We start from the raw sequence: 20346 nt of genomic DNA on the forward strand, positions 1-20346 counted from the left end.
CAAAAAAAAATGATAAAGAAAGAGAAGAATAATATTATTGGGACTATTTTTGGTTTTTTTTTATTAGGAAATAGTATTTTTTTATTTTTAAGTTTTTTTTCTTTTCTTTTTCATTGGAAAAATGATCAAAGTCAGATTGATCAATTTTTTGATAAAGAAATAATTGCAGAAAATTTACTTGGAAAAATGGGAGCGACTATTTCTCATTATTTTATACACTGTGGAATAGGAATTAGTGCCTTTTTTTTTCCATTATTATTATTTTTTTCAGGGTTAAAAATTCTTTTTGGATTACAAGAACTATTGTACAAATCCATAATCTATAAATTTTTATTTTTCAGCATATGGTTTCCAATTACTTTTTATCTTATTGCTCCTAATCATGGAATATTAAGTGGAATATTTGGTTTTGAAATAGGAAACTTTTTAATAAACTTATTTGGAAAAGTAGGGGTAGGAATATTAGTCCTTACAAGCATTATTCTTTACAGTATCATCATATTTCGTATTTCTCCTCCTAAATTAAAAAATGGAATCCAAAAAAAAATACAATTTTTAGATGGATATCCCATATTCATATGGAATTTTTTTTTCAAAAATTTTTTGATTAAAAAAATGAAAAATGCTAAAATTTCTCTAAAAAAAAAAGAGAAAACGATAAAGGATATCCTCTATTCTAAAAATGAAAATATTTCTTTTGATTTTCTTGAAAACAAAAAATATTTAGAAAATAATAAAAAAAAAATACTTCAACTCTTAAAACATTACAAAATAGGAGTAGATAAAATAAACTCCACAATAGGTCCTACTATTACTTTATACGAAATCTTTCCTAAAGTTGGCGTTCGTGTTTCAAAAATAAAAAACTTAGAAAATGAAATTGCTTTAAATTTATCCGCTTTCAGGATAAGAATTATAGCTCCTATCCCTGGAAAAGGTTCTATTGGAATAGAAGTACCAAATAATAAATGTTCTCTCGTAGAGATGAAAAACATTCTTTTCTCTGAAGAAAGTTTTAAGAAAAGTCATAAAATGGAACTTCCCATTTCTTTAGGAAAAACGGTTTTCAATGAAATTTTTATTTTAGATTTAGCAAAAATGCCACATTTACTTATAGCAGGATCAACTGGACAAGGAAAATCTGTTGGATTAAATGCTATCATTGTATTTTTGTTATATAAAAAAAATCCAGAAGATATCAAATTTGTTTTGATTGATCCAAAAAAAGTAGAATTATCTATCTATAAAAAAATTTCAAAATCTTATTTTGCTATACTTCCTAATTCTTCTACTAAGAAGAATAATAATCATTCATCAAATCCTATCATTACGAACATACATGAAGTAAGGGATGTATTAAATTCTTTATGCAAAGAGATGGATAAACGATATGATATTTTGGAAAAAAAAATGGTGAGAAATATTCAAGAATACAATGAAAAAGAAAAAAAATATCATTTACCTTATATCATCCTAATTATTGATGAATTTGCAGATTTAAGTCTATCTTTTAAAAAAAAAGAAATAGAAATATATATTACCCGTTTAGCACAACTAGCCCGCGCTGTAGGGATTCATTTAATTCTTTCTACACAACGTCCATCGGTAGATGTGATTACGGGATTAATTAAATCAAATTTTACCGCAAGAATTGCATTTAGAGTCAGTTCTAAAATAGATTCTATAACCATTCTAGATTGTGCAGGAGCTGAACAATTGATTGGAAAAGGAGATCTTATCTTTTCTAATAAGAATGAATTCATTCGATTACAATGTCCTTTTATTGATATATACGACATTCAAAAAATTGTTGATTTTTACGGAAAAAAAAATTGTCAAAAAAAAAAAGACGAATACTTTTTTTTACCAAAACCGGATAAAGATAAAGAAGATTCTCCATGAGGATGAGGAAATAAAAAAAATACTTTTCTTATCTTACTCTTCAAGAGAACAATATCCAATTAGATGTTTATAAAACTAAAAAAGCTTGATATATATATGATTCGATTATTTATAGCTCCTTTTTTAGTTATTTTTTGTACGGTATTTTTTGTATTTATTGTTCAATTTTTCTGGAGTAAAATTGATGAATTAACAGGAAAAAATATTAACATTTTCATTATATTAAAATTTATATTTTACTTCAGTATTTCTATAATTCCGTTAGTTACTCCTGTTTCTATATTATTGACATCCATCATGACTTATGGATATCTTTCAGAAACCCAAGAACTGACTGTCATAAAATCTTCTGGAATATCCCTTTTTCGTGTAATGAAACCTATTTTAGGGATCATATTCATTCTATCTGTTGGATTATATTTTTTTTCTGATTATGCTATTCCAAAAGCAAAAAGAAAAGCCAAAGAATTAGGATATCAAATTTTAGTAGCTTATCCCTCTTTCAAATTAAAAGAAGGAATTTTTGTTCCTCTTTTTCCAGATTTTTTCATCAAAATAGATAAAAAATCTGAAAGGAATAAAAATCACTTAGATAATGTATTTATTTTTTTTTATGGAAAAAATTTATTGATAAATACTATTTTTTCTCAAAAAGGAATTTTAATCCCAAATCAAGAGGATGGATCTATTAAAATAAAACTAATTAATGGTGTTTTTTATAGTGAAAATTATAATGAAATCAATGACCCCCATTCTTATAATAAAAATCATGAAAAAAAAAAACAATCCTATTATCAAATAGCAAAATTTGCTACTTTAATTCAATTTTTTAAAATCCCAACAGAAGGAATAAAAAATTTGGATGATTCTTATTATGATTCCTATCAAACTATGGATACAAAAAAACTGATACAAAAAATCAATCTTTTAAAAAAAGATAAATTTTCTTTCAAATTTCAGAAAGAAAAAAAAATAAACTTAGCTAAGTATCAATTAGAACTACAAAAAAAATTAACATTTCCAGTTACATGTATTCTGATGTTTTTGATTGGAGCTCCTTTAGGAGCTCTAATACGAAAAGGAGGCATGGGCCTTCCAACCATAATCTCCCTAATTATATTCATCATCTATCATACTTTACTGACCATTACTCAAAATCAAGTAGAAAAAGCGGAAATATGTCCATGGATCGGAGCATGGATTCCAAATTTTATTTTTATTCCAGTCAGTATATGGATCACTTATAAAACTGTAATGGATGATTTTTCTCTCTATAAAATAGACAACACTAATAAAATAATAATCTAGATAGGATGGTTTTTGATTCTAATCAATATTTAGGAAATTTAAATTGTATTGAGGAAGCTTTGCAGGACATACAAGATGGAAAACTTATTATAGTGGTTGATGATAAAAATCGTGAAAATGAAGGAGATTTTATTGTCGCTGCAGAAAAAGTAACACCTAAAATTGTAAACTTTTTAATCACTCATGGAAGAGGATTAGTTTGTGTTTCCTTAACAGAGGAAAGATGCGATCTCTTAGAACTTCAAATGATGGTAAAAAATAACACAGATCCTAGAAAAACTGCTTTTACAGTATCTGTAGATGTACGTGGAAATGGCGTAAGTACAGGAATTTCTGTTTCAGATAGAGCAAAGACGATCCTTGCACTAGTCAAAGAAGGAACACCAGAATCTTTCAACAAACCAGGTCACATTTTTCCTCTTAGAGCAAAAACAGGAGGAGTCTTAGAAAGACCAGGACATACAGAAGCTGCGATTGATATAACGAAAATGGCAGGATGTACAACCCCCGGTGGGGTATTGGTAGAAATATTAAATAAAAACGGATCCATGGCACGTCTTCCCCAACTCATTCAAATATCCAAAAAATTTCATATAAAAATTATTTCTATAGAAGATTTAATTAAATATAAAATGAAATATAAAAAATTTGAAGAATAATGAATTAATTATTATAAAAGGTAAGGAAAAAAAAGGAAGAAAGCGAACGAGCGGTCTGGACGGGATTTGAACCCGCGACCCCATGCGTGACAGGCATGTATTCTAACCAACTGAACTACCAGACCCAAAAAAATGGAAGTTTATTGAATTAAGGCATCTAATTTTTTTCTTATTTCCTCTTTAGAAGCGATTCCAATATGCATGTCTTTTTTTTCTCCGTTTTTAAAAAAAAACATAGTAGGAATACTCCGTATTCCATATTTATGAGAAATTTTTGGATTATTATCCACATTTAATTTGACTACTAATGCTTTTGCATGATATTCAGTCAATATCTCTTCTAATAAAGCAGACAAAGTTCTACATGGAGCACACCATGGCGCCCAAAAATCAACCAAAATTGGCTGATCCGATTCAGAAACAATTTTTTCAAAATTTTCATCGTTTATTTCTTGTATCATATTTCTTTTCTTTTCTATCTATTTATAACAGGACAAATTTACCTTTTTTGTTTTTAATTAAAAAAAATTAAAAGTGAAAATCGTTTAATAAACGAATGTAAATATCTATCCCATCTATGATTTCTGAAATCAAAATGTACTCATTAGGAGTATGAGAGCGTCCGCTATCTCCTACACCCATTTTAATGGTAGGAAATGGCATAAGACTTTGATCAGAAAGAGTAGGAGATCCATAAGTTTTTCTTCCTATCAATTTAGCTTTCAATACAATTGGATGCATTGGATTTATGAAAGATGAATTTGAATGGGAAGAACGTGGTTTTACTTTAGAATGAAGATTTTTTTGTATAATTTCAATCAATTCCTCATTTGAATATAATTCGTTGGTTCTTATATCTATGACAAAAAAGCAAGAATCAGGAATAACATTATGCTGTATCCCCCCTTGTATTTGAGTGACAGTTAATGTTGGAAATCCTAGCAATTTAGATTTTCTATTAAACTGAAATTTTCTCAAAAATTCTATGTCTTTTGTAGCAATATAGATAGCATTTATCCCTATATCTCTTGCAGAATGTCCTGTTTTTCCTTCCGCAATGCAATCTAATACCATTAATCCTTTTTCAGCTATAGCTACTTGCATATTTGTTGGTTCTCCTACTATCCCTAAATCTATCCATCCTAATTCGGGTAAAATGGATTTTACGCCTAATGGTCCGGAAATTTCTTCTTCTGCAGTAATCGCAAGTACTAATCTATAAGGAAATCTATAGAAACTACTTAAATATATAAAAGTAGAAATTAATGAAACAACGGAACCTCCTGCATCATTACTTCCTAATCCAATTAATTTATCTTCTTTTTTTATTGCAGTAAAAGGATCCGTTTTCCAATTTTTACCTGGGGTTACTGTATCATGATGAGAATTTAATAAAATAGTACGTGTATTTTTTTTATTAGTATTATAATTTGTATTTTCTGTCCATATATTGTTAAATTTTCTTTTTATATGAAATCCATATCTAGAAAGATAGTCCTCTATACAAAAAGAAACCTTATTTTCTTTTTTGGATAGAGACGGCGTATTGATTAATTGTATAAGAAGTTGTATGGCTTCTTTCTTAAGAACTTGCAAATTCACTATGGACATAAAATAGTCTTATTCTTAACGTCGTTTAAATAATAAGGAAGCCCTATACTGACTTTAGAGACTCCATTTTTTAATGCAAAAAAAGCATTTTCTAATTTTGGAATCATTCCATTTTTAATGGAATGATTTTTTTTTATTTTTTGAAATAAACGAAAGTCTATTCTTGGAAAATAAGATTCCGAATCATGGACATTTCGTAATACTCCTTTTTTTTCAAAACAAAAATGTAACTCTACTTCTCCATAATTTATCAAAGATATGGCTATGTATGCAGCTATAGTGTCTGCGTTAGTATTGAGAAGAGATCCTTTTCCATTATGAGTTATAGGACATAATACAGGAACTATATGATTTTCCAGAATCAATTTGATTAAAGATGTATTAATACTACTTTTATTGGGTATATCTCCTACATATCCATAATCAATATCTGTTTTTGTTCTTTTTAAACGAAAAGACGATTTAATACAATTTCCATCAGCTCCACACAATCCCAATGCATTACAATCAGAAGACTGTAATTTTGCTACAATGTTTTTGTTTATCAAACCTGCATAGGTCATAACAACTATATCAAGAGTTTTTTTATCCGTAATCCTTCTTCCTTGAATTAATTTTGTCGTAATCCCCATTTGATCAGAAATAAGATTAGCTTTTTTTCCTCCTCCATGAATCAACACTTTATTCCCTTTTAATTGGCAAAATGCTTCTAAAGAAGAATCAAGCAATTTTTTATCATTAATTAAATTTCCTCCAATTTTTACTACATGAATTTTCATGATAAATATTGTAATATTTTCAAAAAAATTATTTGCGAAGCATAAATTCTATTTTCTGCTTGTTTCAAAACAATAGAATATTCACTATCTAAAACAGCATCTTCCACTACTATATTCCTTCTTATAGGTAAACAGTGCATAAATTTTGCTTGATTAGTTAGTTTCATTTTTTTTTCCGTAATCATCCAATTAGAATTACGGCAAAGGATTTTTCCATAATCTAAATAACTACTCCAGTTTTTAGCATAGATGAAATCTGCATTCAAAAATGCTTCATTTTGGTTATACGTGATATAAACTCCTTTAGAAAATTTTTTATCCAAATCATACTTTTCTGGACAAGTAATAGTGAAATCTATTTCCTCTATTTGAGAAACCCATTGAGAAAAGGAATTTGCCACAGAATGTGGTAATGGGTTGATATGAGGAGCCCAACTTAACACCACTTTACATTTTTGTTTTGAACAATTAGTAGTAGTAGAAAAAAAAGGAATAAGTTCCGCAATAGTCATAACGTCCGCTAAAGACTGCAAAGGATGCAAAGTTGCACTTTCCATATTGACTACCGGAACTTGAGAATAATTCAATATCTTTTGAAAAAGGACTTCATTATAGTCATAATCTCTGTCTAAAAGATTAGGAAAAGTTCTAACGGCAAGAATATCACAATATAAACTCATTACAGAAATAGCCTCTTTGAAATGTTCTTGAGTCTTTTTCATCACAACTCCATCATTCATTTCAATTTTCCATGAATCTTTCTGAATGTCTAAAACCCAAGTATTACATCCTAAATTAAAAGCTGCTTTTTGACAACTAATTCTTGTCCGTAAACTAGGATTGAAAAATACCAATCCAATTGTTTTATTTTTTCCAATATCTTGATATTGATATGGATTTTTCTTCAAATGAATTGCTTCTTTAATGAGATCATACACGTTTACAACATCTTCTACACTAAAAAAATTTTTCATAATTATTAATTATATAATATATTCATTCCAAGCTGTTATAAATAATTGATTCATTGATAGCTTACAAAAAGCTTGTATGAAAGCTTTTGCCAGACGTGCATTAGTTAGTAAAGGAATATTAAAATCTACGGCAGAACGTCTTATAGTGTAATCATTATCCAACTCTGATTTACTCAAATTTTTTGGAATATTAATAATCAGATCTAATTTCCTATTTCTGATTAAGTCAATCACATTTGGATTTTTTTTCACATTTGGCCAATGAACTCTTATTGATGGAATCCCATTATCAGATAAGAAATTATTTGTTCCTTTTGTCGCAAATAAGATATATCCTTTTTGATGTAAAAGTCTGACCATATCTAATAAATCTAATTTAGATTCAATAGGCCCACCAGATATAAGAATATTTTTTTTTGGAATTGTATATCCAACAGAAAGCATAGATTTTAAAAGTGCTTCATCAAAAGTATATCCTAAACATCCTACTTCTCCAGTGGAAGTCATATCTACCCCTAAAATAGGATCCGCATCTTGTAAACGGGAAAAAGAAAATTGAGAAGCTTTGATTCCTAAAAAATTTGTAGTAAAAAAATTAGGTTCTATTTTATTTTTCTTTTTTCCAAGTAGAACTTGAGTCGCTAGTTCTATCATGTTAAAATGAGAGACTTTTGATACAAAAGGAAAACTACGGGAGGCTCTTAAATTACACTCAATAACTTTTATTTCATTATTTTTAGATAAAAATTGAATATTAAAAGGTCCAGATATGTGAAAATATTTTGCTATTTTTTCAGATGTACGGATTATTTCTTTTAATGTAGATAAATATAGATTATACGGAGGATAGACTAATGTTGCGTCTCCTGAATGTACTCCTGCAAATTCTACATGTTCTGATATGGAATAATATAAGATTTCTCCATCTTGAGAAACAGCATCTAATTCAATTTCTTTTGCATTTTGAATAAATTCTGTGAGAACTAAAGGATGTTCAGGAGAGACAGAGACCTTTTCACGAAGATAATGCTGAAGTTCTTCATGATTAGAAATTACATTCATATCCGCTCCTGAAAGAACATATGAAGGTCTAACTAGTATAGGGTACCCAACTTCTTCTACAAATTTAAAAATCGTATCCAAATCTGATAATTCTTTCCATCTAGGTTGTTCTATTCCTAAATTGTCCATGGCATTAGAAAACTTATATCTATTTTCTACTTGATCTATAGAAATAGGAGATGTTCCTAGAATAGGAACTTTATTTTCATAAAGTTTTAAAACTAAATTATTAGGAATTTGTCCTCCCATAGATACAATTGTTCCTTTTGGCTTTTCTAACTCAATAATATCTAATACACGTTCTAAAGTTAATTCTTCAAAATATAAACGATCACACACATCAAAATCGGTACTTACTGTTTCTGGATTATAATTAATCATTATTGATCTATAAGATTCTTTATTAATAGCATTTAATGCATTGACACAACACCAATCAAATTCTACACTGCTACCAATTCTATAAACTCCAGATCCTAAAGTAATTACTGATTTTTCATCTTTTTCATAAATTACATCGTGTTGAATTGCATGGTAGGTTAAATACAAATAATTTGTATGTGCTGGATATTCAGACGCTAACGTATCTATTTGTCTCACATATGGAATTATATTTTTTTCTTTTCTGTATTTTCTTATTTTTTTTTCTATAGTTGAAATACTATTTCCTTTTTTATTTTTATCCTTACTAGTAAAAATACTAGCAATTTGAATATCAGAAAAACCTTCCTTTTTCGCTTTATGAAATAATTCATCCGGAATCTCCCTCCAATGATTATAAGAGGAAATCTTTTTTTTTGTTTGAAAAATATTATCAAGTTGATATAAAAACCATGGATCTATCTTTGTCATATGATGAATATCTTTTATGGAAATTCCCTTTTCCAAAGCTTCTTCTAAAAAGAAAATTCTTTGATCTGTAGGTTTTTTCAGAGCTGCTTGAAGCAGATGAATGGACCCCAATCTTTTTGTCTTTGTATTTATGAATCCTTGCATTCCAATGTCCAACATCCGAATTCCTTTTTGGAAAGCCTCTTCAAATGAACCTCCAATAGCCATCACTTCTCCTATACTTTTCATACTACTTCCAATTCTATTGGAAACCCCATAAAATTTTTTTAAATCCCACCTTGGAATTTTGCAGACAACATAATCTAATGCTGGTTCAAAAAAAGCAGAAGTCGTTTTAGTAACAGAATTCTTTAATTCATGCAATCCGTATCCTATAGATAATTTTGCAGAAACAAACGCCAAAGGATAACCAGTTGCTTTAGAAGCAAGAGCGCTAGAACGAGAAAGTCGTGCGTTTACTTCAATGACACGATAGTCTTCCGATTTAGGATCTAATGCAAATTGGACATTACATTCTCCAACTATATCAAAATTTTTGGCTATGCAAATAGCTAATTTTCTTAAACTATAATATTCAGAATTGCTTAAAGTCTGTGATGGTGCGACTACAATACTTTCTCCCGTATGAATTCCTATAGGATCAAAATTTTCCATATTGCATACTGCAATACAATTATCATATTTATCTCTAACTATTTCATATTCTATTTCTTTCCAACCTTCTAAATATTCTTCTACAACAACTTGAGAAGAATAAGAAAAAGCTTTACGTACTATCTTTTTTAAATCGTTAATATTGTTTGCAAAACCACTCCCTAACCCTCCAAGGGTATAAGCAGACCTTATTATAATAGGAAACCCCATTTTTAGAGAATAAGAAACAGCATGATCTATAGAATTCACCACAATACTTTTTGTTGTTTTTATATTAATACGGGTCAACCTCTTTTGAAAGAGACTTCTATCTTCACTATGTATAATAGATTCAATAGGAGTCCCTAAAACTCTAATTTTATATTTTTCTATAATTCCTTCTTTAAAAAGTTGTATTCCACAATTCAATGCCGTTTGTCCTCCAAAAGACAGTAAAATTCCTTTTGGTTTTTCTTTATAAATAACACTTTTTATAAAAAAAGATGTAAGAGGAAGAAAATAAACTTTATCAGCAACTTCTTTAGAAGTTTGAACAGTCGCAATATTTGGATTAATTAATATAGTATAAATTCCCTCCTCCTTAAGCGCTTTTAATGCCTGTGTTCCAGAATAGTCAAACTCTCCAGCTTCCCCTATTTTTAATGCACCTGATCCCAGGATCAGGACTTTATCTATTTTATTATTCATCTCTTTGGAAGATTCTTTTTATTAAGAATAATTTTTTATTAATTGTGATCTTCAATAGAATTGATAAAAAGATCGAACAAAAATTCGGTATCTGTAGGTCCCCCTGATGCTTCTGGATGAAACTGTACCGAAAAAAAAGGTTTCTTTTCATGAATGATCCCTTCGCAAGTATTATCATTTAAATTTTTAAAAAATATTTCCCATTCTCTAGAAATATTTGTAGTATCCAAAACATATCCATGATTTTGTGATGTTATAAAACTTTGTCCTGTTCTTAGTGATAAAACGGGTTGATTATGTCCTCTATGTGCATACGTAAGTTTATAAGTATCTCCTCCTGCAGCAAGCCCCAAAAGTTGATTTCCTAAACAGATACCAAATATAGGTTGTTCTTTTTTAAGAGCCATACGAATATAAGATATAGGTTTTTCATAAATTTTTGGATTTCCAGGACCATTAGAAAGAACCAAACCGTTATATTCTTCTTTCGTAAAATCATAATTCCATGGAACTCTTATTATAGTGCAATTTCTTTGTAAAAGACAACGTAAAATATTATTTTTTAATCCAAAATCAACAAGTAATATTTTATATTTCCCATTTCCATATATAATTTTTTCATGTGTAGAAACTTTTTCAGAAAGATTCTCTTGATTTGGATCATAAAAAGGAAGATTTTCTTTTTCCATTAAAATTTTCCCCAACATAGATCCTCCTTTTTGTCTAAGCTTTTGTGCAATGAATCTGGTATCTATTCCATAGACCCCAGGAACTCCATTTTCTTTCAACCAATCAGAGAGTGAGGTATACATATTCCAATGATTTGGACGGTTAGAATAATATGAGATAATCAAACCAGATACCTGAACCTTATCAGATTCATAAAATTCATAAAGTGATTTTTTGTAAGAAGGAAATGGAATTCCATAATTTCCTATTATGGGATAAGTATAAGTCAAAATTTGACCTTTGTAAGAAGGATCTGTCAAACTTTCCGTATAACCGGTCATAGCTGTGTTGAATACAACTTCACCGGAAGAAGAAACTGGTGATCCAAAATGAAAAGCTTCATATCTTGTTCCATCTTCCAATATCAACATAGCCGTTCTGATACTACTACGACTACTACTCCTACTATTATTTTTCATTTTTTTTTATCATCTAGATATGCTAAAGCATTTTTTAGCTTTGTAAGAAATAATTTGATATGATTTCCGTTAATACTTAATGGAGGAAGTAGTCGTAAAACACATGAGTTGGTAGATATCCCAACAAATACTTTTTCTTTGTAAATTAAAATATTTTTCAAGTCTTGAATAGGAAAATCAAATTCTAAACCTAGCATAAGACCCCTTCCTCTTATTTTTTTGATTTTAGGAATCATACGTAATTCTTGCAATAAAATTTTTCCCATTTTTTTTGCATTTTCAATTAAATTTTCTTTTTTAATAATTTCTAATACCGAAATACCAGCAGTACAAGCCAAATGATTTCCCCCAAATGTAGTTCCTAACATTCCATGATATGGTTTAAATTTAGGATGGATAAGAACACCTCCTATGGGAAATCCATTCCCCATTCCTTTAGCAATAGTGATTAAGTCTGGTTTGATAGGATATAATTGATGAGAAAAAAAATATCCAGTTCTTCCATATCCACTTTGAACTTCATCTAGAATAAAAACTGTATTATATTTTTTGCAAAGAGACCCAACTTTACAAAAAAAGTCAAAACCAGGATCTATAATTCCAGATAACCCTTGTATTCCTTCAGTAATTAAAGCGCAAATGTCTCCACGTTTTAATTTGTTTTCTAAAATTCCAATATCCTTATAATCTATAAATATAGTTTCATGTTGAGCATCAAAAGGGGATACAAATTTGTAGTTATCCGTAACGGATACACTTCCGCTTGTTCTTCCATGAAAAGACCCTTTAAAAGCAATAACCTTTTTTTTACCTGTATGAAAAGAAGCAATTTTTAATGCATTTTCATTAGATTCAGTTCCTGAATTACAAAGAAATAACGAATAATTTTCATATCCTGAAATATAACCAAGTAAATGAGCCAATTTTTTTTTTTGAAAAATAAAAACGCTATTCGAATAATAAGAAATTTTATGAATTTGTTCTGTTAAGGATCTAACATAATATGGATGCGAATGACCAATGGAAATTACAGCATGACCACCATAAAAATCTAAATACATATGTCCTTGTTTATCAAAAACATATACTCCTTTCCCTTTAGTTAATTCTATATCTAGAATAGGGTATACGTCAAATAGTTCCATTTTTTATTTTTACTTTGTTTTTTTTTAGAAACGAACGGATTTTAATTTCAAACCACAAGTTTCATCTAAATTAAATAGAAGGTTCATATTCTGTACAGCTTGACCGGAAGCCCCTTTTATAAGATTATCTATAACACTGATAACTATCAGTTGATCCTTTTCCTTAAGAAGAAACAAAATACACTTATTGGTATTGACCACTTGTTTTAGGTCAATGTTGATGTCAGATATTTCCACAAACGGATGATTTTTATAATATTCCTTATAAATTTCCCTATTCCTTTCCAAAGAAAAACTAGAATAAGTATATAAAGTTGCTATAATTCCTCTGGAAAAATTTCCTCTATAAGGAATAAAATAAATTTCCGAAGAAAAATGATCTTGGACTTGTTGAATCGTCTGTTTAATTTCTTTTATATGCTGATGTTTAAAAATTTGATAAGTAGAAATATTATTATTTCTCCAACTAAATTGATTGGTTTCACTCATTTTTTTCCCCGATCCTGTGGATCCAGTTATAGCACTAATATGAATATGTTGTTTTAATAATTTTTTTTTAGCTAAAGGCAAAATGGCTAAAAGAATAGCTGTAGCAAAACATCCTGGATTAGCTATACTGTTGGATTTTTTGATGATATTTTTCTGTAACTCTGGTAATCCATAGATAAAATTTCTACCTTCAAAAATAGATTGATTCATAATTCTGAAATCTTGACTAAGATCAATCACTTTTACATGTTTTGATATTTTCTTTAATTCTTTTCTAGATTGTCCATGTCCTGAACAAAGAAAGACCACATCTATTTCCTTGTTTTTTAAAGAATCAGTAAACTTCATATCTATTTCCCCTAGTAGATCTTGATGGAAACAATGAATTTTTTTATCTGGAGAACTTCGACTGACCACGCTATTGATTCTTGCTTTTGGATGATGAATTATTAATCTAATTAATTCTCCAGAAGTATATCCAGTTCCTCCTATAATACCTATTTCAATCATTTTTTTTTTCTTTTTCTTCTTTTTTATTTAAATTATGATACATTTTCATTTGATTACTCAATATTTTTGTAAATCCTTTAACATCCTCTGCCGTCCAAGCATAATTCATTTCTCCATATTGAGCCATATTAGATTTCATTAAATCAAATTCAGATTTAATCCCAACTAAATGAAACTTATAAGGGGATAGAATGATATCAACCGTACCAGTCAATCTTTTTTGTGTACTACTTAAAAACATCTCTATATCACGCATAACAGGATCCAAATATTGAGCTTCATGAAGCAACATTCCATACCAATTCGATAATTGTTCTTTCCAATAGAGTTGCCATTTTGTAAGAATATGTTTTTCTAACAAATGATGAGCTTTAATAATAATAATAGCAGCTGAAGCTTCAAATGCGACTCTTCCTTTAATCCCTAAAATAGTATCTCCTATGTGAATTCCTCTTCCTATGGCAAATTCTGATGCTATTTTTTCAAGTTTTATGATATTCTTTATTGCTTTTCCCTTTTCTTTATTCACACTGACTAATTCTCCTTTCTCAAATTTTAATTCTAAATGTTCACTTTTTTTTCTTTTTAACTTTGTTGGATAGGCCTCTTCCGGAAAATCGTGAGAAGAGGTGAGAGTCTCCTTTCCACCTATACTTGTTCCCCAAATTCCTTTGTTAATGGAATATTTTACTTTTTCCCAACAAATGGATACTCCACTATTTCTCAAATATTCAATCTCTTCTTTCCTAGAAATTTTCCTATCTCTTATAGGGGATAAAGTAATTTTTTCTGGACAAATAATTTGAAAAGCTATATCGAATCTAATTTGATCGTTTCCTGCTCCAGTACTTCCATGAGCAATCGCTTTAGCATGGATGAAAGTTGCATATTGTGCAATTTTAATAGCCTGAAAAATTCTTTCAGAACTAACTGAAAGTGGATAAGTATTATTTTTGAGAATGTTTCCAAAAATAAGATATTTTATGCAATTTTGATAATATTCTTCTATCGCATCAATAGTCCTATGTGATTTTGACCCAATGTTAAAAGCTATCTCTTCAATTTTTTTTAATTCCTCTTTTTGAAATCCACCTGTATTAACAATTACCGTATGGACCTCGTATCCTTTTTCCTGGATCAGATATTTTAAACAATAGGACGTATCTAATCCCCCACTATAAGCCAAAACGATTTTATCTCCGTGAATTAAATTATGATGATCCATGGATGGGTTTTTTTTGTATAAAAGTCCTGTACAGAGACACATTTTTCTTTGATTTCTAGTTAAAATATCAAAATTTGCACAACTTTTACATCCTTTCCAAAATTCTTCCGATTGAGGTAACTCACTAAAAGTAACTGGTTTAAACCCCAATTTTGTATTCATTTTGATAACGGAATGACTTGTTGTTATACTAAAAATTTTAGAATTTGGGAATTTTTTTCTGGAAAGTTGAAATATTTCAACTTTTATAATTCTTGCCAATCCTTTTTTTCTAAATTCAGGAAAAACAATCAACCCGGAATTAACAACAAATTCTTCGTTTTGAAAAACTTCCAGATAACTAAATCCTGCTATTTCTCCATCACAGAAGGCAATAACGGAATTTCCACTAATCATTTTTGATTTAATATATTCCGGATCTTTTTTAGCAATTCCAGTTCCTCTACTTTTTGCTGATTCCTGTATTTTTTGGCAAATTAAGGAAGCATATTTTGTATCCTCATCATGAGATACTCTAACTTTTATTTTCATCTTTGTAAGAACCCAAAAAAAACACTAAGACTAATAAAAAAAATAAATGAATTGTATTAGTTTGTTGTAATAATAATCGTATGAATGAATCCTCATAAATAACATTTTTATATGTGCTTACTGTAGAACTAACTGCTTCTTGCAAATTTAATAAAATAAAGTGTTTATTTAATAAATTTGAGTATTTATTATTTATTTCAAGTTTTAATTAAAAGAAAAATCCAAACCCTTTATTTTTTCTAATTTTTTTAAAAAATTTGAGTTAATATCAACTCCATACTTTTTAGATTCAAAATTTAAACAAATTTGATTATCCTTATCATAAAGAAGAATATGAAGGATTTTATTTCCTTTTTGCTGAGAAAATAGTTGTTCTATTTCATGAATAACCATGCTATCTAAGTCATTAATATGAATCTTTACTATCAGTTTATGAGTCAATTTGTTTAAAACATTTTGTAAACTTTCTATATGTAAAATATTAATTTTATTTTCTTTATATTTGGATTTTTCTATATAAATAGAGAAATATAACAGGCTATTCTTAAATAAAAGATGCTCATACTTTAAATACTCTTTTCCATAAAGACGAAATTCCTTAGAAGAATGATAATCTTCTAATAAAAAAATACCATATTTTTTACCACTTTTAAGATATATTTTTTTTTCTATTTTAGATAAAATTCCACAAATATGGACATTTTTTCCTATAAGTTTGTATTCATTCTTATTTAGTTGATCTAAGGAAAGATTAGTAAAATATTTTCTTTCATAATAAAAGGCATCCAAAGGATGTGAAGTGGCATAAATTCCTAATACTTCTTTTTCTTTGGATAATTGATCTATATCACTCCATGGGGTTCTTTCTTTTATATCTATAAAAGTTGGTTTTTCTTTTTCAATTTTTGGAAGAGAAATTTCATCTTTTTTTTTCATTTTTTGATATTTTGATCCAAACCGAATAATTTTCTCTATAGTGCTGAATTGATTTTCATCATCAAAATGAAAATATTGTTCTCTTCGCACATGGAATCTATCCAATGATCCAGATAAAATTAAACTTTCCAAAGTTTTTTTATTTACTGTCCGTAAGTCAATTCGTTTTACGATATCAAATATAGAAGTATATGATCCATTTTTTTCTCTTTCACGAATAATCGTTTTTACAGCATTTTCTCCAACTCCTTTGATTCCTCTCATTCCAAATCTAATGCTATTATTCTCTGTTACTTTAAAAAAAGAATCACTTTCGTTTATATCTGGTCCTATTACAGATATTCCCATCCTTTTACATTCTTTTATAAAAAAAGTTAACTGTTTAATATTATGCATGTTATTACTTAATACGGAAGCCATATATTCATATGGAAAATGAGTTTTTAGATAAGCCGTTTGAAATGCTATATAAGCATAACATGTTGCATGAGATTTATTAAAAGCATAACAAGAAAAAGATTCCCAGTCTTGCCATATTTTTTCCAATATGTTTTTTGGATATCCTTTTTTCATAGCTTGACTAAGAAATTGATTTTTCATTTTATTTAGGACATTTTTTTGCTTTTTCCCCATAGCCTTTCTAAGAAAATCCGCATCCCCTTTGCTAAATCCAGCTATTTTTTGTGAAATCAACATAACCTGTTCTTGATAGATTGTTATTCCATAAGTTTCTTTCAAAAATTCTTCCATTTCTGGCAAATCATAGGTAATTGCTTCTTTTCCATGTTTTCTTAATATAAAATTAGGAATATATTGCAATGGCCCAGGTCTGTACAACGCCATCATTGCAATTAAATCATCGAACTTATCAGGTTTAAGAAAACGTAAATATTTCTGCATTCCTGGAGATTCATATTGAAAAACGGCTATAGTTTCTCCTTTCTGAAAAAGAGAATAAGTTTTTGCATCTTCTAGAGGAAATGATAATTTTGTGATATTCGCACGTTTTTTTATAAGATTTAAAGCGTCTTTAATGATAGTAAGAGTTTTTAACCCTAGAAAATCCATTTTTAATAATCCAGCATCTTCTACTACATTATTGTCAAATTGTGTTAATAATAAATCGGATTCTTTAGAAACAGAAACGGGAACATATTTTTTAATATCATATGGACTTATGATGATCCCACAGGCATGGATACCCGTACTTCTTATAGATCCTTCTAAAATTTTTGCTTGTTGCAAAATTTTCCCCTCTAAAGTTTCTTTTTTTTCTGCAATTTTTCTAAGTTTTTTAACATTATCCATGTCCTCTTTACTGATTCTTTCTATCGAAGAATTTACTGATAGAATTTCTCTCAACGAAAGGGAATTGGGAATCATTTTCGCAATACGATCTGTTTCTTTTAAAGATAAATTTAATACACGAGCTGTATCTCTAATGGAAGATCTTGCTCCCATAGTGGCATATGTTATAATTTGTGCAACTTGATGTTTTCCATATTTATCTACAACCCATTTAATAATTTTTTCACGTCCACGATCATCAAAATCTATATCAATATCTGGAAGAGAGATTCTGTCTGGATTTAAAAATCGTTCAAAAAGAAGATGATATTTTATCGGATCTATATCCGTTATTCCTATACAATAAGCAACAACAGATCCTGCAACGGAACCTCTTCCAGGTCCTATTGAAATATTCATTTTTCTAGCTTGATAAATCAAATTATGAACAATAAGAAAATAACCAGGATATCCAATTTTTTCAATCGTTTTTAATTCAAAAGAAATTCTTTCTTTGATTTCTTTTGTTAAATTTTTGTAACGTTTTTTAGCCCCTTCATAAGTGATATTTTTTAGAAAATAATTTTCCCCTCTATTTCTTCTTCTTACATCTATTTTATCCATAGAATCTTGAAAAGACTCTGGAATTTTAAATTTTGGAAGTAATATTTTTTGTGAAAGATGATAAGATTCAACTTTTCCAATTAATTCGTCTAAAAAATCAAAAGCTTCTGGAAGATCAGAAAATATTTTTTTCATATCTTCTTGGCTTTTAAAATAAAATTCATGATTTGGAAATCCAAATCTGTATCCTTTCCCTTTTCCTATGGGGGTTGATTGTTTCTCTCCATTTTTTACGCAAAGTAAAATATCATGTGCATCTGCTTCTTTTTTATTCAAATAAAAAGTATTATTCTGGACAATATATTTAACATGATATTTTTCTGAAAACTGAAGGAGAATTTCATTGACATAATCTTCTTCTTCTAATCCATGACGTAATAACTCTATATAAAAATCGTCATTGAAAAGTTCTTTCCACCACAAAAAAATATTTTCTGCTTTTCTTTTTCCTTGATTTAAAATGGTTTGTGGAATTTCTGCATTGAGATCTCCAGTGAGTGCTATTAAATTTTCTTTATATTTTTCAATCAAATTTTTTCCCACTCTAGGAATTCCAGAATAAATCCCTTCTGTAAATCCAAGAGAACAAAGTTTAGATAAATTATGATAACCGTTCTTATTTTTGGAGAAAAGAACTTGTTGATATCGTTTATCCGGTTGTTCTTTAGTAAACTTTTTTTGCAAATAAAATTCCGAAATAAAAACTTCACATCCAATGATTCCTTTAATAGATTTTTTGAAAGAAGAATATTTTTTATTTGCAGAATGAATTGCATTTAAAAAATGGAAAGCTCCCATCATATTTCCATAATCTGTTATTCCTACAGCAGGCATATTAAAAGATATAGATTTCTCAATCAAAGATTGAATATCTATAGTTGAATAAAGAATGGAAAATGAAGTATGATTATGAAGATGAGAGTATCTTTTTTTTTTCAAAAAATCATTCTCCTCTTTCTCTTTTTGATTTTTTTTATTAGTCGTATAAATATGATTTTTCTTCTTATCATAATAAGAAGGATAAGGAACTTCAAAAAAAACCATAGAAGAAGAAATAGGATCACGGAACAATTCTCTGAATTTGACTAAAATATTTTTTTCTATTCCAATATCATGAGATGATATAACTCCAATACGGATAAGTTCTAAAAAACAACGTGCAGTAGCTTTTACATCATTTGCAGCATTATGAAAATTAGAAAAATTGATTCCAAATAGTTTATGATATAATTCGTTTAATGTAGGCCATTTAAATTTTCTACTACTAATGCCTGGAAATTTGCAATAAGAAACAGAGACTTCTTTAGTATCTAAAAATTTTTTATTTTTAAAGTCCATTTCTTTTTTTTTTTTTCTAAAAAATTCACATGCAATCACTTTGATATCAAATTCTAGATTGTGTCCAATTAAACATTTAGATTGGTCTAAGGATTTTTGAAATTCTTCTAGAACAAAACTTAAATCTTTTCCATATTTTTCTGCTTTTTCATTAGTGATTCCATGAATTTTAAAAGCATTAAAAGGAATGTCATAATGCTCCGGTTTAATGATGAAATTTTTAAATTCTATAAATTTTCCTAAAAAATCATGACATTGCCATGCTATTTGGACGACTCTTGGCCAATTATTTGTATTAGTAATTGGTAAATTGGAAGATGTAGGTAACCCTGTAGTTTCTGTGTCAACAATAAGGTACATGCTTTTTTTATTTACTTTTTTTTTATTTATTCTTTATTCAATTTTACAATAATTTTTTACAACATCATCATCAAGTGGATTCCATTTTTTTTCTTTCTTTGTCTTTTTTTATTTTACTACACACACATACATACAAAACAACAAACAAATGATTAGAAATTTTATCAATGATGGAATTTTTTCATTAGTTGTTTTCAAAAAAAGAATAATAGTTTTTTGTATCAATAGGAAAAGTTGATGAAAAATTATTAGTTTTGTATTCTCT

13 protein-coding genes and 1 tRNA gene are annotated in these 20346 nt (G+C 28.4%); 3 read left to right on the forward strand and 11 right to left on the reverse strand.

The features are described from left to right. Nucleotides 1–9 precede the first annotated feature (9 nt). The 3 genes from H0H53_RS01525 to ribB all read left to right on the forward strand — a co-directional run bounded on the left by H0H53_RS01525 (nucleotide 10) and on the right by ribB (nucleotide 3869). On the forward strand, nucleotides 10–1902 hold the full coding sequence (locus H0H53_RS01525; protein WP_185870263.1) for a DNA translocase FtsK 4TM domain-containing protein: 1893 nt from the start codon (nucleotides 10–12) through the stop codon (nucleotides 1900–1902). 96 nt (nucleotides 1903–1998) lie between these two features. Beyond that, nucleotides 1999–3210 (forward strand): LptF/LptG family permease, encoded by a 1212-nt coding sequence (locus H0H53_RS01530; protein ID WP_238784244.1) that lies wholly within the window; start codon nucleotides 1999–2001, stop codon nucleotides 3208–3210. 5 nt (nucleotides 3211–3215) lie between these two features. Beyond that, a complete protein-coding gene (ribB, locus tag H0H53_RS01535; protein WP_185870265.1) occupies nucleotides 3216–3869 on the forward strand; it encodes a 3,4-dihydroxy-2-butanone-4-phosphate synthase in 654 nt (217 codons plus the stop codon). A 51-nt stretch (nucleotides 3870–3920) separates the two neighbouring features. On the opposite strand, the gene H0H53_RS01540 is transcribed toward ribB, so the two are convergent. From H0H53_RS01540 to dnaE, 11 genes are all read right to left on the reverse strand, one after another. After that, nucleotides 3921–3994, reverse strand: a tRNA-Asp gene (locus tag H0H53_RS01540). A 15-nt stretch (nucleotides 3995–4009) separates the two neighbouring features. Further along, entirely contained in the window at nucleotides 4010–4330 is a 321-nt protein-coding gene (gene trxA / locus H0H53_RS01545; protein WP_185870266.1) for a thioredoxin, read from the reverse strand. A 67-nt stretch (nucleotides 4331–4397) separates the two neighbouring features. Then, nucleotides 4398–5480 carry a M20 family metallo-hydrolase gene (locus tag H0H53_RS01550; protein ID WP_185870267.1) on the reverse strand — a complete coding sequence of 361 codons (1083 nt, stop codon included), beginning with the start codon at nucleotides 5478–5480 and terminating at the stop codon, nucleotides 4398–4400. Next, nucleotides 5471–6259: an acetylglutamate kinase gene (argB, locus tag H0H53_RS01555; protein ID WP_185870268.1), complete on the reverse strand. Its 789-nt coding sequence runs from the start codon at nucleotides 6257–6259 to the stop codon at nucleotides 5471–5473. The genes H0H53_RS01550 and argB overlap by 10 nt, the downstream gene beginning before the upstream one ends. Then, nucleotides 6256–7233, reverse strand: a complete 978-nt coding sequence (locus H0H53_RS01560) for an N-acetylornithine carbamoyltransferase (protein WP_185870269.1) — start codon at nucleotides 7231–7233, stop codon at nucleotides 6256–6258. Before H0H53_RS01560 ends, argB begins: the two co-directional genes overlap by 4 nt. A 9-nt stretch (nucleotides 7234–7242) precedes the next feature. Further along, the gene (gene carB, locus H0H53_RS01565) at nucleotides 7243–10488 is read right to left on the reverse strand and encodes a carbamoyl-phosphate synthase (glutamine-hydrolyzing) large subunit (protein WP_185870270.1); all 3246 of its coding nucleotides are present in this window, start codon (nucleotides 10486–10488) and stop codon (nucleotides 7243–7245) included. Nucleotides 10489–10526: 38 nt separating this feature from the next. Then, nucleotides 10527–11636, reverse strand: a complete 1110-nt coding sequence (carA, locus tag H0H53_RS01570) for a glutamine-hydrolyzing carbamoyl-phosphate synthase small subunit (protein ID WP_185870271.1) — start codon at nucleotides 11634–11636, stop codon at nucleotides 10527–10529. Further along, a complete protein-coding gene (locus H0H53_RS01575) occupies nucleotides 11633–12781 on the reverse strand; it encodes an aspartate aminotransferase family protein (protein ID WP_185870272.1) in 1149 nt (382 codons plus the stop codon). The genes carA and H0H53_RS01575 overlap by 4 nt, the downstream gene beginning before the upstream one ends. A gap of 24 nt (nucleotides 12782–12805) precedes the next feature. Next, complete coding sequence (gene argC, locus H0H53_RS01580; protein ID WP_185870273.1) at nucleotides 12806–13780, reverse strand: N-acetyl-gamma-glutamyl-phosphate reductase; 975 nt, start codon at nucleotides 13778–13780, stop codon at nucleotides 12806–12808. Further along, nucleotides 13773–15536, reverse strand: a complete 1764-nt coding sequence (locus tag H0H53_RS01585) for an argininosuccinate synthase domain-containing protein (protein ID WP_185870274.1) — start codon at nucleotides 15534–15536, stop codon at nucleotides 13773–13775. Before H0H53_RS01585 ends, argC begins: the two co-directional genes overlap by 8 nt. Before the next feature lie 204 nt (nucleotides 15537–15740). Then, on the reverse strand, nucleotides 15741–20081 hold the full coding sequence (gene dnaE, locus H0H53_RS01590; RefSeq protein WP_185870275.1) for a DNA polymerase III subunit alpha: 4341 nt from the start codon (nucleotides 20079–20081) through the stop codon (nucleotides 15741–15743). Nucleotides 20082–20346: the final 265 nt, after the last annotated feature.

Origin of the sequence: Blattabacterium cuenoti, from assembly GCF_014251955.1 — a bacterium.
Classification (GTDB): domain Bacteria; phylum Bacteroidota; class Bacteroidia; order Flavobacteriales; family Blattabacteriaceae; genus Blattabacterium; species Blattabacterium cuenoti_L.

Bases quoted from the DNA above. Each gene is read 5' to 3' on its own strand.
- H0H53_RS01525 (WP_185870263.1), top strand. From the start codon at position 10: ATGATAAAGAAAGAGAAGAATAATATTATTGGGACTATTTTTGGTTTT.
- H0H53_RS01530 (WP_238784244.1), top strand. From the start codon at position 1,999: ATGATTCGATTATTTATAGCTCCTTTTTTAGTTATTTTTTGTACGGTA.
- ribB (WP_185870265.1), top strand. From the start codon at position 3,216: ATGGTTTTTGATTCTAATCAATATTTAGGAAATTTAAATTGTATTGAG.
- trxA (WP_185870266.1), bottom strand. From the start codon at position 4,330: ATGATACAAGAAATAAACGATGAAAATTTTGAAAAAATTGTTTCTGAA.
- H0H53_RS01550 (WP_185870267.1), bottom strand. From the start codon at position 5,480: ATGTCCATAGTGAATTTGCAAGTTCTTAAGAAAGAAGCCATACAACTT.
- argB (WP_185870268.1), bottom strand. From the start codon at position 6,259: ATGAAAATTCATGTAGTAAAAATTGGAGGAAATTTAATTAATGATAAA.
- H0H53_RS01560 (WP_185870269.1), bottom strand. From the start codon at position 7,233: ATGAAAAATTTTTTTAGTGTAGAAGATGTTGTAAACGTGTATGATCTC.
- carB (WP_185870270.1), bottom strand. From the start codon at position 10,488: ATGAATAATAAAATAGATAAAGTCCTGATCCTGGGATCAGGTGCATTA.
- carA (WP_185870271.1), bottom strand. From the start codon at position 11,636: ATGAAAAATAATAGTAGGAGTAGTAGTCGTAGTAGTATCAGAACGGCT.
- H0H53_RS01575 (WP_185870272.1), bottom strand. From the start codon at position 12,781: ATGGAACTATTTGACGTATACCCTATTCTAGATATAGAATTAACTAAA.
- argC (WP_185870273.1), bottom strand. From the start codon at position 13,780: ATGATTGAAATAGGTATTATAGGAGGAACTGGATATACTTCTGGAGAA.
- H0H53_RS01585 (WP_185870274.1), bottom strand. From the start codon at position 15,536: ATGAAAATAAAAGTTAGAGTATCTCATGATGAGGATACAAAATATGCT.
- dnaE (WP_185870275.1), bottom strand. From the start codon at position 20,081: ATGTACCTTATTGTTGACACAGAAACTACAGGGTTACCTACATCTTCC.